The 14215-nt window shown below is 47.1% G+C and carries 14 protein-coding genes; 11 read left to right on the top strand and 3 right to left on the bottom strand.

What is annotated here, in order from left to right:
- The first annotated feature begins 6 nt into the window (after window positions 1-6).
- From G413_RS0102775 to G413_RS0102765, 3 genes are read left to right on the top strand one after another with little or no spacing between them, the layout of a single operon-like run.
- Window positions 7-1740 carry an ABC transporter ATP-binding protein gene (locus G413_RS0102775; RefSeq protein ID WP_022789423.1) on the top strand — a complete coding sequence of 578 codons (1734 nt, stop codon included), beginning with the start codon at window positions 7-9 and terminating at the stop codon, window positions 1738-1740.
- 23 nt (window positions 1741-1763) lie between these two features.
- Window positions 1764-2129 (top strand): metal-dependent transcriptional regulator, encoded by a 366-nt coding sequence (locus G413_RS0102770; RefSeq protein WP_022789422.1) that lies wholly within the window; start codon window positions 1764-1766, stop codon window positions 2127-2129.
- Window positions 2130-2155: 26 nt separating this feature from the next.
- On the top strand, window positions 2156-2653 hold the full coding sequence (locus tag G413_RS0102765; protein WP_022789421.1) for a winged helix-turn-helix domain-containing protein: 498 nt from the start codon (window positions 2156-2158) through the stop codon (window positions 2651-2653).
- Between the two features lie 38 nt (window positions 2654-2691).
- Here the strand turns inward: G413_RS0102765 and G413_RS0102760 are convergent, their stop codons facing one another.
- Window positions 2692-3306 (bottom strand): class I SAM-dependent methyltransferase, encoded by a 615-nt coding sequence (locus G413_RS0102760; RefSeq protein WP_022789420.1) that lies wholly within the window; start codon window positions 3304-3306, stop codon window positions 2692-2694.
- A gap of 77 nt (window positions 3307-3383) precedes the next feature.
- A complete protein-coding gene (locus G413_RS11685) occupies window positions 3384-4343 on the bottom strand; it encodes a helix-turn-helix domain-containing protein (protein WP_051130144.1) in 960 nt (319 codons plus the stop codon).
- Between the two features lie 168 nt (window positions 4344-4511).
- Between G413_RS11685 and G413_RS10760 the strand changes: the two genes are divergently transcribed.
- The 8 genes from G413_RS10760 to G413_RS0102715 all read left to right on the top strand — a co-directional run bounded on the left by G413_RS10760 (window position 4512) and on the right by G413_RS0102715 (window position 12644).
- Window positions 4512-4826 carry a winged helix-turn-helix domain-containing protein gene (locus tag G413_RS10760; RefSeq protein WP_022789419.1) on the top strand — a complete coding sequence of 105 codons (315 nt, stop codon included), beginning with the start codon at window positions 4512-4514 and terminating at the stop codon, window positions 4824-4826.
- A 144-nt stretch (window positions 4827-4970) separates the two neighbouring features.
- A complete protein-coding gene (locus G413_RS0102745; RefSeq protein ID WP_027969004.1) occupies window positions 4971-5585 on the top strand; it encodes a TetR/AcrR family transcriptional regulator in 615 nt (204 codons plus the stop codon).
- 111 nt (window positions 5586-5696) lie between these two features.
- Window positions 5697-7469 (top strand): ABC transporter ATP-binding protein, encoded by a 1773-nt coding sequence (locus G413_RS0102740; RefSeq protein ID WP_022789418.1) that lies wholly within the window; start codon window positions 5697-5699, stop codon window positions 7467-7469.
- 1 nt (window position 7470) lies between these two features.
- Complete coding sequence (locus G413_RS0102735) at window positions 7471-9204, top strand: ABC transporter ATP-binding protein (protein ID WP_022789417.1); 1734 nt, start codon at window positions 7471-7473, stop codon at window positions 9202-9204.
- Window positions 9205-9611: 407 nt separating this feature from the next.
- On the top strand, window positions 9612-9974 hold the full coding sequence (locus G413_RS11895; protein ID WP_079700404.1) for a cysteine-rich VLP domain-containing protein: 363 nt from the start codon (window positions 9612-9614) through the stop codon (window positions 9972-9974).
- Window positions 9975-10340: 366 nt separating this feature from the next.
- Window positions 10341-10688 (top strand): replication initiator protein A, encoded by a 348-nt coding sequence (locus G413_RS0102725; RefSeq protein WP_022789415.1) that lies wholly within the window; start codon window positions 10341-10343, stop codon window positions 10686-10688.
- The gene (locus G413_RS0102720; RefSeq protein WP_022789414.1) at window positions 10681-10929 is read left to right on the top strand and encodes a hypothetical protein; all 249 of its coding nucleotides are present in this window, start codon (window positions 10681-10683) and stop codon (window positions 10927-10929) included. Before G413_RS0102725 ends, G413_RS0102720 begins: the two co-directional genes overlap by 8 nt.
- A 74-nt stretch (window positions 10930-11003) precedes the next feature.
- Complete coding sequence (locus tag G413_RS0102715; RefSeq protein ID WP_022789413.1) at window positions 11004-12644, top strand: recombinase family protein; 1641 nt, start codon at window positions 11004-11006, stop codon at window positions 12642-12644.
- Window positions 12645-12675: 31 nt separating this feature from the next.
- Here the strand turns inward: G413_RS0102715 and G413_RS10750 are convergent, their stop codons facing one another.
- On the bottom strand, window positions 12676-14145 hold the full coding sequence (locus G413_RS10750) for a bifunctional ADP-dependent NAD(P)H-hydrate dehydratase/NAD(P)H-hydrate epimerase (RefSeq protein ID WP_022789412.1): 1470 nt from the start codon (window positions 14143-14145) through the stop codon (window positions 12676-12678).
- Between the last annotated feature and the right edge of the window lie 70 nt (window positions 14146-14215).

Genomic DNA, 14215 nt, shown 5'->3' with positions numbered 1-14215 from the left:
GGTTTCATGCTTGGCACATTAAAGAAAATATTTGCATTTGCAGGCAATCGGAAAGGGCTTTTGAAAAAATCATTGTTCTTTTCCTTTCTTAACGGTATTTTTGCGTCATTTCAGTTTGGCGCGCTTTACTTCATTGTAGACGCTTTGGCTTCGGATAACCACAGTCTTACTTCTGTATGGCTGTCGCTGGGGATGATGATGCTTTCCATCGCCGGACGGATTTTCTCCTCCTTCTTTTCCATGAATGAGCAGACGGTAGTAGGATATGGCATGGTAGCTGATAAGCGTATTTCGATTGGTGATCGCCTCCGCTATATCCCGATGGGCTACTTCAACAAGAATAATATCGGCACGATAACCGGCATTGTAACCACGACATTAGGGGATGTAGAAAGTTCAGCACCCGTAGCATTGGTCAACATGATCGGCGGATTTTTCAACTCCGTTGTTCTTATTCTGTTCCTGCTTCTTTTTAATTGGCAGCTTGGACTTGTCGCTCTGGTTGGGGTTGTCTGCTACCTGCTGGTGACAGAAGCGGCTACTCGAAAATCGACTTCCACAGCAGAAAAAAGGCAGAGCGCACAGCGGGGATTAGTAGAAGCTGTTTTGGAATACATCCAAGGCATGGGTGTGGTAAAATCCTTTGGCTTTGAAAAGGATAGTTCCCAATCCATTGCTGCTGCTATTCGGGATAGCAATAAAGGAAATTTGAAGCTGGTTTATGCAGTAGCTCCTTACATTGCGCTGCAGCAGCTTATAGTGCGGATTTTTAGCACGATTTTACTGATACTGTCCATTTATCTTTATACGATCAACGCATTTTCTTTTGTGTATGGCATCCTTTTTGTTGTCCTTTCCTTCACTGTGTTCAACAATCTCGAAAGTGCTGGTAGTCAAATTACGATGTTGCAGATGCTGGCATCTTCGATTGATACCGCAAATTCTGTGGATAATACGCCAGTCATGGACGAAAAGGGTACAGATATTACGCTGCAGGACACAAACATCGTCTTTGATAATGTGGATTTTTCCTATTCAACGCGAAAGATTTTAGACCATGTTAGTTTTTCTATCCCTGAAAAAACGACTACGGCCATTGTAGGCCCTTCCGGAGCAGGTAAGACAACGATGTGCAATCTGATTGCCCGCTTTTGGGATGTGAACGCCGGGAAGATTACCATAGGCGGTACGGATGTACGGGATTTCAAACTGGACAGCCTGATGAAGAATATCTCGATGGTGTTCCAGAGCGTGTACCTCTTTGCAGATACGATTGAGAACAATATCAAGTTTGGCTGCCCGGACGCCACCCATGAGCAGGTAGTTGAGGCGGCGAAAAAGGCTTGCTGCCATGACTTTATTTCCGCTCTGCCGGAGGGTTATGACACTGTGATTGGCGAGGGCGGTGGCACTTTGTCCGGCGGTGAGAAACAGCGTATTTCCATCGCCCGCGCCATGCTGAAAAATGCGCCCATCATCATTTTGGACGAGGCAACAAGCAGCGTTGACCCGGAGAATGAGGATGAATTGCAACGGGCTATTGAGGCGTTGACCCACAACAAGACCATCATCATGATTGCCCACCGGCTGAAAACTGTTCGGAACGCCGACCAAATCCTTGTGTTAAACAATGCCCATATTGTCCAGCGCGGCACTCATGCAGAGCTGATCCGGCAGAAGGGCCTGTATGCCGACTTTGTATCGGCCAGACAGGAGGCCATAGGCTGGAAACTGGGTTAGTTATTTTGAAGGGAGGTGTGCTTATGGCTTTAACATCAGCAATGGAGGATTATCTGGAGGCAGTCTTAATGATGCAGCAGCGTCATGGCTATGTCCGCTGCGTGGATGTTGCAGAGCATTTAGGAGTGAAAAAACCTTCCGTAAGCCGGGCAGTCAAGGAATTGTCCAAATCCGGCCATCTTGTTAAAAACGCTGACGGTACACTTTCCTTAACAGAAACAGGATTGCAGCTTTCCGAACAGATTTATGAAAAGCATCGTTTTTTTACAGAACGGCTCATAGCGGCAGGTGTGGACCCCAAAATAGCAGAACAAGACGCTTGCAGTATTGAACATGCAGTTAGTGCGGAATCCTTTCAGAAATTAAAGAAAGCATTTAATGAAGGCTAAGGAGGTGGTGATATGGGAAATTAGCTGTGCTTGATTTAGCTGAAACTGGCTGGCAGATTGGAGAAAAGTTGTTTGCTCTGCTATCCGCAGAGCAACGGCGGGAACTTGCGCAGTTTGTTTTCGAGAGTGAAACAAACTATGCTAACCCGATTTATTTACCACATCAGGCCATCTTCCGCGGTAAATATTCTATCCCCCAAAGGCTGAACCATCCCCTAACAGAAACACGATCTGGAGATTTGTACTTCTGTTTAGAGCAAAGACTTGTTACAATCCGGGAGCAGCCGATAGAATTGACCGTCAAGGAATTTGAAATCTTCTCGCTGCTTATCTTAAATCCGAAGCGGGTATTTACCTATGAAATGCTTATGGAATTAGTATGGGAAGAAGATTACACTTACTATTCCCGCAAAGCAGTCAATAACCATGTGAGCAATCTGCGGAGGAAGTTAAAGATCGCTCCTAACCTGCCAGACTATGTGAAAAGCGTCTACGGTATCGGCTATAAGTTTGAAGCAAAATGAAAGGTGCGACAGCGTTGTATGTATGCTGTCGCACCTTTTTAATCATCTTTTTTACAAACCAAACAAAGCCAATCTTTTTGGTTTTGGTCTACCTCGATTTTTGAAAACCCAGCATTTTCCAATTCTTTCTCAATCTGCTCGGAAGTATAAATTGTCATGCCGTGGATTATATCTGTCCATTTTTCGTCCTTTGTATTTTTCCCATTGGATTCATTGCATATCAGGAAAGTTCCTCCATTTTTAAGCACACGATATACTTGCTGAAAAGCAACTTGAATACCGGGCCAAAAGTAGATTGTTTCAAAGGCAGTTACCAAGTGAAAAGTGTTTTCTGAAAACGGCAGATTCATAACATTGCCTTGCAAAACTTCGCATCGGCCTTCCTGAATTGCTGCCCGATTAAGTTTTTTCGACTTCTGAACACTAACTTCGGAGTAGTCAACGCCAGTTATGTGTCCATTTGAACTTTTTCCCAAAAGGCGTTTGAAGTTAGCCCCTCCACCGCAGCCAATATCCAGACAGAAATCATCGTCGCGGATTTTTATGTGCGTCAAGCCCCATTCTGCAAGTGCGGCATGGCCGGTGTTCATCATATTGACCATGATCTTCCCGGCGAATCCTTTTGGTTTGCAGGTGTTTTGAAAGAAAGACATATTTTTTCTCCTAATTTAACATGATGCGAAAGATTGGCAAGTGCCGATTCTCCGAAGTTTTCCCGCAGAGTAGGAACTTAAATTTCTCCGGGCGTAACGCCATATCTTTTTTTAAAAGCGTCGATAAAATGGCTTGCGTTGGTATATCCTACCATCCATACCACGTCTTTTACCTTGTACTTTCCGCTTTGCAGCAGGCGGTAGGCCATCTCCATTCGTTTTTCCACGATGTATTCATAAACCGTGCAATTAAAACAGATTTTGAACCCCTGTTTCAATTTGGTTTCGCTCAAAAAACATTGTTCGGCAATCTGTGCGATTGTCAAAGTATGGAGGAAATGATTGTCGATAATTTCCCTCGCTTTCATCAAGCATCGGTAATCTTCTCTGGAAATATCTTTGGTATTTTTCTGCTTGCCAATCGCTTCATCACAAAACAAAGACAGCAGTTCTAAAACCTTTCCTTCCAGATACAACTTGCGCAGCTTCCGCTCGGGTGGGCAGTCCAACAACTGCTGTAAAACAAGGCGTATCTCCGGTGTGGTGGAAAATACATGGGTACAAATCTTATCATCCCGCCGAATTAAATGCGCTGCTTCTAAATCTTCTGTCAGTGAGGAAAAACGTCCTTCCTCCAGCGAAATGCTCAAGGTATGGTAAGGCTGCTCGGAACCGAAATGGCTTACGCACTGTGAAAACGTCCCACATTGCAAACTGCACTGTGTTGGGGAAAGCTGGTAGTGCTCGCCTTGCTTTTGGCGATAATCCCATTCGCAGATCCCATTCATACAGAAGGAAAGCTGAAAGACCTTGCGCTCTGGATATTCTTCGTACAATTCCGTTTCCCGCTTAAAGGCCATTTCAGACTGAACCAAAAACAGTCCTTTGGATAACTCCTGCATACCCACAAAACCATCGGCAACCTGTTTTGTGAGATCAAAGCAGTTGCCGGTTTGTTTATGCCCTACGGTACCCGAAAGGCCGGAAACCTGAAAAGAGTGAGGCATATATTCGGGGGCGGACCATTGTAAAAGCATACTGCCAAACTCCTTTCACAAAAATAATAGTTAGCAATAACTAACTACATAATATCACATCTGCTTACGAAAATCAAGTCGCTTCAAAAACAGATTTGCCGGATTGGGGTATAAAACCGCCGGATTCGGTCACAAAAGCGCAGGCGGTTTTGCTACACTAAACTGTGTTTGGAAAATAACACGGAAAGGCGGGTAAATGTATATGCGAAAAGAAAAGTGATGGTGCAAGGCAATGTGATTCCTCTGACAGTCAAAGAATTTGAAATCTTCTCCTTGCTTATCTTAAATCCAAAACGAGTATTCACCTATGAAATGCTTATGGATCTGGTATGGAAAGAAGATTATACTTACTATTCACGGAAAGCGGTAAACAACCATGTAAGCAATCTACGGAGAAAATTGAGGGTTTCCCCTGATCTGCCGGACTATGTAAAAAGCGTCTACGGTATCGGCTATAAGTTTGAAGAAAAAATAGAAAGGTGAGGAAGTGTATAAACGCTGCCTCACCTTGTTTTATCTCTAATGTCTCTGAAATGCTTCTATGGGTAATTTCCCTCTTGACAGAACCCGCCTCTCGAGATAAAATATAACAGTGATATATAACAGCGTTATAAGGAGGCGAAGAAAATAGACGGCAATCTGACAACCTTAGAACGTATCCACCAGGCCGCAAAAGCAGAGTTTTTAGAAAAAGGGTACAAAGACGCTTCCTTGCGGAATATTGTGAAATCCGTGGGAATGACTACCGGAGCCTTTTATGGCTATTACAAAAGCAAAGAAGAATTGTTCGAGGCTTTGGTAGGCGAGCATTATGCGTACCTGCTTGGCTGTTTTCAAAAAGCGCAGAAGGAATTTGCCGATCTCCCCCACGAGCAGCAGCCGGAGGTTATGGGAGACATTTCCGGCGCTTGCATGTTTGATATGCTCCACTACGCTTATGAACATCTTGAGGAATGTAAGCTCATCCTCTGCTGCTCGGAAGGGACAAAATTTTCCGGCCTTATTGATGAAATGGTGGAAATTGAGGCAGCGGCAACCCATGCCTATCAAGAAGTCTTGCAGGAGCTTGGGCGGCCTTCTCCCCAGATTGACCCCGCGCTGGAGCATATCCTGATTACCGGCATGTTCCACACCTTTTTTGAATTGGTGATTCACGAGATGCCGCTTCAAAACGCAGAAAATTATGTGAAGGAAATGCGGGCTTTCTATACAGCCGGATGGATGAAAATTATGGGGCAGTAATGCCCTTAATTTTTGCCCATGGGTTAGCTATAACTAACTTATGCGGATATAAGAAGAACGCGCTTGTGTTCTCTTTATCATAGATGAAATAAAGAAAAGGAGGAATCTTCTTTGAAAAAACAATCCAATCTGTCACGCCTGCTACAGATTGCAGGCAACCACAAATACCTGACTTACGCTTCCTGGGTGCTTTCGGCCATCAGCGCCCTCATAGCGTTAGTGCCTTTCTACTATATCTGGAAGGTCATGCAGGAAGTGTTGGCAGTTGCGCCGGATTTCAGCCATGCGCAAAACCTGACCCGTAACGGCTGGATGGCGGTGCTGTTCGCAGTGATCGCAGTGTTGGTCTACATAGGCGCTCTGATGTGTTCCCACAAAGGGGCGTTCCGCATTGCCACCAACCTGCGCCTACAAACGATGGAGCATATTGTAAAGCTGCCGCTGGGGTTTGCAGAGCAATTCGGCAGCGGCAGGCTGCGCAAGATCGTCAATGAATCCAGCGCCGCCACCGAAACCTATCTGGCGCATCAGCTTCCCGACCGTGCCAATGCCATTGCGACGCCATGCGGCCTTTTGGTTCTGCTACTGGTGTTCGACTGGCGGTTGGGACTTTTGAGCCTTGTGCCGGTAGTGCTGGGCTTTCTGATTATGATGACGATGACCGGAAAGAAAATGCAGGAAAAAATGAAAGAATACCAAAACGCTCTCGATGATATGTCCAATGAAGCGGTAGAGTATGTACGGGGGATTCCCGTTGTAAAAACCTTCGGGCAGACCATATTCTCCTTCAAAAAATTCAAGGATTCCATTGATAGGTATAAGGTGTGGGTGATTGCCTATACCAAGCAGCTTCGAGCACCCATGATGTTCTATACGGCAGCCATCAACGGCGTCTTTGCCGCGCTGATTGCCGGTGCGCTGATTTTTACCCAAGGCGGCGTTACCAAGGATTTCCTGCTGGATCTCATGTTCTATATCATCATTACGCCCATTATCTCCGTTACCCTCACCCGCATCATGTTCCAGAGCGAAAACGCCATGATTGTAGACGATGCCTTGCAGAGAATCGACAGCGTATTGAATCTTAAGCCGCTTGCAGAACCAAAACAGCCGGAACACCCAGAGGACGCTTCGGTACAGCTTAACCATGTTCATTTCAGTTATGATGGAAAAAACGAGGTCATCAAGGATATTTCCCTTTCAATTCCCGCAGGGCAGACGGTAGCTTTTGTGGGACCTTCTGGCGGTGGCAAGACCACGCTTGCCAATCTGATCTGCCGGTTTTTTGACCCGCAAGGCGGGCAGGTGAAAATTGGTAGCGTGGATGTGAAGCACATCGCCAAAGAGGAACTAATGAATACAGTTTCTTTTGTATTCCAGAATAGCCGCCTAATCAAAGCCTCGATTTTGGAAAATGTGCGTATGGGCAAACCGGATGCTACCCGCGGAGAAATCATGGCTGCCCTCCACAATGCCCAGTGTGACGATATTCTGGAAAAGCTGCCCCAAGGCGCAGACACCGTGATAGGGACAAAAGGTGTGTACCTTTCCGGTGGCGAACAACAGCGGATTGCCATCGCCCGCGTGATGTTGAAAAATGCGCCTGTCGTAATTTTAGACGAGGCCACCGCCTTTGCCGACCCGGATAATGAATCTCGCGTACAGGCAGCCTTTTCCAAGCTGTCACAGGGGAAAACGGTGATTATGATCGCCCATCGTCTCTCTACCGTAGCTGGCGTAGACCAAATCTATGTCATTGAGGACGGGCAGATCACAGAGAGCGGCAAGAGCCGGGAGCTGCTGGAAAAAGGCGGCGTTTTCAGCCACATGTGGCAGGACTATCAAACTTCTGTTCAATGGAAAGTTGCAAAGGAGGTACAATAACATGATAAAACGGCTGCGAAAACGGTATGCCCTTTCCGAGCAGGGGGCGAAGGATCTGGTAAAAGGCTGCCTTGCCTGCGTCTTCCAGAATCTTTCCTTTATGTTTCCCGTTGGGCTTTTATATTTTTTAGTGGCCGATCTGATGAATGGCGGCGTACCCGGTGAAAAAATTATCTTTTATATCATCGGCTGCGCGGTGTGTATCGGTCTGATCCTGCTTACCACTTACTTTCAGTACAACGCCACGTATTTTGCCACCTATACGGAAAGCGGAGTGCGGAGGATTACGCTGGCCGAACGGCTGCGGAAAATTCCCTTGTCCTTCTTTGGAAAAAAGGATTTGGCGGATCTCACCAGCACCATCATGGCCGACTGCACCTTTTTGGAGCAGAGTTTTTCTCACTTTATACCGGAACTGGCAGGATCAATCATCTCCACTGTCTTAATTTCCATTAGCCTTTTGGTGTTCGACTGGCGCATGGCATTAGCGGCGCTGTGGGTGTTGCCGGTTGCCTTTGCTATTGTAGGCTTCTCCGCAAAGGTGCAGGAACGGCTCAATCAGAAAGCGATGGATGTAAAGATGGCCTGCGCCGACGGGATTCAAGAGTGCATTGAAACTGTGCGCGACTTAAAAGCCAACAACGCCGAAGCAGAATACCTGAAAGGCTTGGAAAAGAAAATCCGCGCCGTGGAACATCGTTCCATTCTCAATGAGTTTGGGTTGGCGGCCTTTGTGGTATCCGCTTCACTCATATTAAAGCTGGGAATTGCCACCGTTGCGCTGGCAGGCTCGGTTCTGCTGATAGCAGGCAGTCTCGATGTGCTGACCTTCTTCCTGTTCCTGCTAGTTGTTTCACGGCTCTACGATCCGCTGCAAGGGGCGTTGCAAAATCTGGCGGCGGTTATCAGCACCCGCACTAATATCGCCCGCATGAATGAAATCCTCGATCATCCGATTCAGCAAGGAAAAAGCACGCTCACCAACAAGGGATATGATATTACCTTCGACCATGTAGGCTTTGCTTACAATACGGGAGAAACCGTATTGAAGGATGTTTCCTTTACCGCAAAACAGGGCGAAGTCACGGCATTGGTGGGGCCCTCTGGCGGCGGCAAAACCACGGTATCGCGGCTGGCGGCAAGGTTCTGGGACGTGAGCCGTGGGAAAATCAACGTGGGAGGCATGGACATTTCCAAGATTGACCCGGAGGCGCTGCTTTCCCTGTTCTCCATTGTGTTTCAGGATGTTACCCTGTTTGATAATACCATTTTGGAGAATATACGGATTGGGAATAAAGACGCTACTGATGAGCAGGTGTTAGCGGCAGCACGGCTTGCTAATGTAGATGAATTTGCCGAAAAGCTGCCGGACGGCTGGCATACCAACATCGGGGAAAACGGCTGCGAGCTTTCCGGCGGTGAACGGCAGCGGATTTCCATCGCGCGGGCCTTTCTGAAAAACGCGCCGATCATTCTTTTGGATGAGGCTACCGCTTCGCTGGATGTAGAGAATGAAACCCTGATTCAAACCGCCCTTTCCCGCCTGATCGCAGATAAGACGGTGCTGGTGATTGCCCACCGGATGCGCACCGTAGCCGGAGCAGACAAAATTGTGGTGCTTTCTGAAGGAACTGTGGCCGAAGAAGGCGCACCGGAAACATTGTTGAAGCAAAACGGCTTATATGCCCGAATGGTGAAGCTACAGACGGAGAGCCAGAATTGGAAGCTGGCGTAAAGTCTTTATTTCTTCCAGTTTTATTATCTGCCGCGTCGGCTATAAATTTGAAATCTGAGGAATGCCATCATGGCTTGAAACGGCCATGGTGGTATTTTTTTTGCGAAAACACCTATAAAAACACCCTTAAAAATGTCACGACTAATAGAGAGGTATTTTTAAATTTTTCTGCTGAACCCCCCGTAAAAATCCCCTCAAAATGAAATGACTATTAGAAGGGTATTTTTGTGTTTGTCCACGCAATAATTCCCTCGAAAATATACGGATATATGAGAGGGATTTTGAGCTATCTCAAATTTATTTTCAAAAGGGGGCGTCATTTTGCTGTCAAAATGTACGGATAAATAGAAGAGTGTGTTTTGACCGTCCAAAAGGAGGTGATAGAAATCAAAGAGAAAATCCCCGTGATGACCTACTCCCAATACCGCAGAGCTAGAAAGCTAGTCCATCAGTGCTGCAACTATGAGAGCGGGAACTGCCTTGCCCTTGACGATGGAGAAGAATGCGTTTGCGTGCAAAGCATTTCCTACTTTCTGCTGTGCAACTGGTTCCGTGCCGCTGTCCTGCCTTTGGATGAACCTCTGGTGACTGCTTTGCTTCATCGGAAAGAACATAAACGGTGCGCTGTCTGCGGACAATCCTTTCTTCCCGGTTCCAACCGGGCAAAATACTGCAAGTCCTGCGCCGCTATCGTTCACCGCAGGCAGAAAACAGCCAGTGACCGGAAAAGGCGGGCTGCCTGCGGACAATTAGAGACGAAAAAGGCTTGATTCTGCGGGCTTTGCAAGCACCGGTCAACGGGATAGAGGGATAAATCCTTATGCCCGCCCAGAACGAGCTTCTAATTGTCCGCACAGGCTCCTGACCTAAACGGGATTTCCCCAGACAGGCAGCAGGCTGAGTACATATAGGTTCCCGCTTCATTTTGTCTGCCTAAACGGGAATATCCAGGATTGGTTTTTCAGAACATGGCAAAGCTGACGCTCTGGAGCGCCCATATCCTGTTTTTCAGTCCGTGGCTTTCCCGCCTGTCAGACAGCCCGGATTTAGACGGTAGTTAATAAAAAAGAGTTAAATACAAAATAGTCAATATCAATCTATCTATCATAGCGATGAATGGATAGGAAGGAGAATTTATGATTCCATACAAAACAGATACCGATATTTCGTCTTATATCATTTTCCCACGATTCCTTATCCCCCTGGATTTATCCAATGACGCCAAGGTGCTGTACGCCCTGCTTTTAGACCGGGCGGGGATTTCCAGGAAGAAAGGATACATCGAAGCAGATGGGACTATCCGTCTGTACTTTACTGTGGAGGACGCCAAAGCGAAACTTCGCCGAAGCAGGCAGGTGGCAACACGGGTGTTTCATGAACTGGAATCCTGCGGTTTGATCTTCCGCCGGAAACAGGGGCTTGGCAGACCGGCTGTGATCACCCTGAATCTGCCAGCTAAAGAAAGGAGGAGCGCCAATGATTGATGACCAAAAGCTGTATGAGCTGCTGAAAGACTTTGACCCCGCAGTAGGGGAACGGATGGAAAAGCACTTCAAGGATGGGGCGTTTTATTTTGACCTTGGCGGCAGCAGCTATCCTTTCTTTGAGGGGAATACCGTCTATACGGTCATTCCCCACTTTGCGGAAAAAGGCTCGGAAGGGATCGTGAAGAAGCTGAAGCGGCTGATGGAAAAAGATTTGAAAGAGAAAGAACCGGAAAGATAGCTGCAAAAACCCAATCGGAGCGTTATAATAAGGGCAACCGTTTACTTGGCTGCCTGAACAGAAAGGAGAAGCAAATGAACCAGCAGCCAGAGAAAATCACCGCTTTATACTGCCGCTTGAGCCAGGACGACGCTCTGGACGGAGAAAGCAATTCCATTACCAACCAGAAAGCCCTGCTGAGCAAATACGCCGCCGATCATGGATTTCGGAACACCCGGTTCTTCGTGGACGATGGCTTCTCAGGAACCAGCTTTCAAAGGCCGGGGTTCCAGGAGATGATGCGATATGTGGAGGATTACAGCGTATCCGCTGTAATTGTCAAAGACCTGTCCCGGCTGGGCAGGGAGTATTCCTACATGGGGCGATTGCAGGATTTCATCTTCCCTGCCTATGACGTCCGCTTTATCGCCATCAACGACGATGTGGACAGCGCCAAAGGGGAAAATGATTTTGCGGTGTTCAAAAATGTATTCAACGACTACTACGCCAAGGATACCAGCAAGAAAATCCGGGCAGTGGTTAAGATGCGGGGCGAAGCCGGGGAGCATATCGCCAGCAATCCGCCCTATGGGTACATAAAAGACCCGCAGGACAAAAAGAAATGGATTGTAGACGAAGAAGCGGCAAAGGTGGTGCAGCGTATCTTCAACCTCTGCATTGCCGGAAAAGGCCCCATGCAGATTGCAAAAACCCTCACAGCCGACAGGGTGCTGACCGTCACCGCCTATCACGCCAGGCAAAAGGGCTGGGTCATGCCGGAGAACCTATACCGTTGGAATACCAACGCCGTGCTTAGAATTTTGGAGCGGCGGGAGTACACGGGCTGTACCGTAAACTTCAAGACTTATACCAAGTCCCTGAAATTCAAAAAGCGGATGGAAAACCCGGTTGAGAACCAGCGAGTTTTTGAGGACACACAGCCCGCCATCATTGATAAGGGACAGTGGGAACGGGTACAGGAACTTCGGAAGAACAAACGCAGGCCGACAAAAACAGGAAGAACCAGCATGTTCTCCGGCCTGCTCTACTGCGCCGACTGCGGGGCCAAGCTGTATTTCTGCACCTGCAATACCTACAAAGACGACAGCCAGAATCATTTTGTCTGCTCCAATTACAAGAGCAACACCGGCTCCTGCAAAATCCACTATATCCGGGAACAGGTGCTTTACCGGATTGTGCTGGAAACCATACGGCAGACATTGAGTTATGTCCGTATGTTCCGGAAGGATTTCAAGCTGGAAATGCTGGCGCAGGACGAGGAAAGCCGCAAGGCCGAACTGGCAGAAAAACAGAAAGCCCTCTCCGGGGCGAAAAAACGGATGGAGGACTTGGACCGGATTATCCAGCATATCTATGAGGACAATGTGCTGGGCAAGCTGTCTGACAGCCGGTACCTAAAATTATCCCGCCAATATGAGAAGGAGCAGGCAGAGATTGAGCAGCTTGCCGCCGTACTGGAACGGGAAATTGAAACACAGGCCGGGCAGGTTTCCGATGTGAACGAGTTTCTGAAGCTGGTGGACAAGTACCTGGATATTCCGGAACTCGACGCCGCCATCCTCAATGAGCTTGTGAGCAGGATCGTGGTGCACAGCCCGGTAAGGGAGAACGGAAGGAAGCAGGTGCGAATCGACCTGCATTTCACCTATGTGGGGCAAATCCGCATCCCCTTGAAGATTGGAAGGGAGTCCCTAAATGAATCGGAACCGGCGTGACCTAACACGCCGGTTCCTACCAAAATTCTTTTTACTTCCTTATGGGACGTTGCATAAAGCAGGCAGGATCTTTTTTCTGTTTGGCACAACAACTGTGAATATACGTACCAATGGCAGCCGCCTGAAAGGCATTACGGCATTGGCCATAGAGTCCGGCAATGATACCGCATAATATATCGCCGCTTCCTCCTTTTGCCAGAGCGGAGTTTGGCTGATGCAGGACATACATTTGATCTTTATGTCCGATCAATGTGATATCGGATTTTAAGACCAGCGTACAGTTAGGATAGCTGGCACAAAATTCCTGCACGGTTCCAAAGGGATCCTGCAGGATCTCAGATAAGCTACGATGACAAAGATAAGTCATCTCTTTGATGTGTGGTGTCAGGATGATCGAAAAGTCCTGTCGTAAAAGTTCAGGGTGTTCACGAATCGCCCAACAGGCATCGGCATCGAAAAGAGTGCAGGTGGAAAGCTGCAATGCCTTTTGTACCAGTTCTTTGGTGCTTTCCTGCTGCCCCATGCCATTGCCGATCGTCACGATATCATATTTTCCGGTTTCTTTTGTCAAGACTTCAATGGCTGTATTTGAAAAATAACCGTTTTTATCTTCTCCGCTTTTCAACATCGCAAATTCCATTTTCTGAGCCAGAATGTCATGAATACAATCCGGAACAAAGCAGGTCAGTGTTCCAATCCCACTTTGATAACAGGCTCTGGCAGCCATGGTGATGGCACCATGCATAGAATAAGAACCGCCGATCATCAAGGCTTTGCCAAACGTACCCTTATGTCCATCATTAGAGCGTCTGGGAAGAAGTTGTTTGGCTTCTTCTGAATCTAAGAGTATAGCGGTTTTTAAGGATGCATGTATGGTTTGCGGAATTCCGATTGAAAGGCATTCCAGTTTAGAACAGACCTTTTTTCCATCGTTGATCAACTGCCCGGTCTTGATACAGTCTAAACAAATGGTCAAATCACTGATTATGCAGGCATTCAAGATTTTTCCGGTCGTCGCATCCAGTCCACTGTTGATATCGATGGAGATCACAAATGCATTTGAAGCATTGACCGCATCGATCAAGGTCTTGTAGTTGCCTTCAATATTTCGAGAAAGTCCATTTCCAAAAAGGGCATCGATCACCATATCGGCATTTTGCATCAAAGACAGAGTTTCTTCAAAGGATGAGAAGTGAACCTGTTCATTCTTTTCCAGCATATCCCACTGGATTCTTTCATCATTTGACATGGATGAAGCTTTAGGGGCATAGACGAAACAAGGTCGCTGCAGCAAACGGGCAATGGCTAAACCATCACCGCCGTTATTTCCCGGACCACATAGTATAAGAATTTGACCACCAGGCTGCAGATGTTTTTGAATGATCTTTGTACAGCCTAAGGCCGCATGTTCCATCAGGATCAAGGAAGGTATCTTATGTTCATGAATGGCTGTTTTATCGGCCAGGCGAGCCTGTGCAGCCGTACAGATAGTTGTTTTCATAATTTTAGTATAGTGCAAAAGAGAAAAAAAAGCTTGTATTTTTCAAGCGTATGATATAATGAATTCTAAT

It is taken from the genome of Faecalicoccus pleomorphus DSM 20574, assembly GCF_000420345.1.
Classification (GTDB): Bacteria; Bacillota_I; Bacilli_A; order Erysipelotrichales; family Erysipelotrichaceae; genus Faecalicoccus; species Faecalicoccus pleomorphus.
The sequence above is the reverse complement of the archived record's forward strand: the minus strand, read 5'-3'. Positions and strand labels throughout refer to the sequence as shown.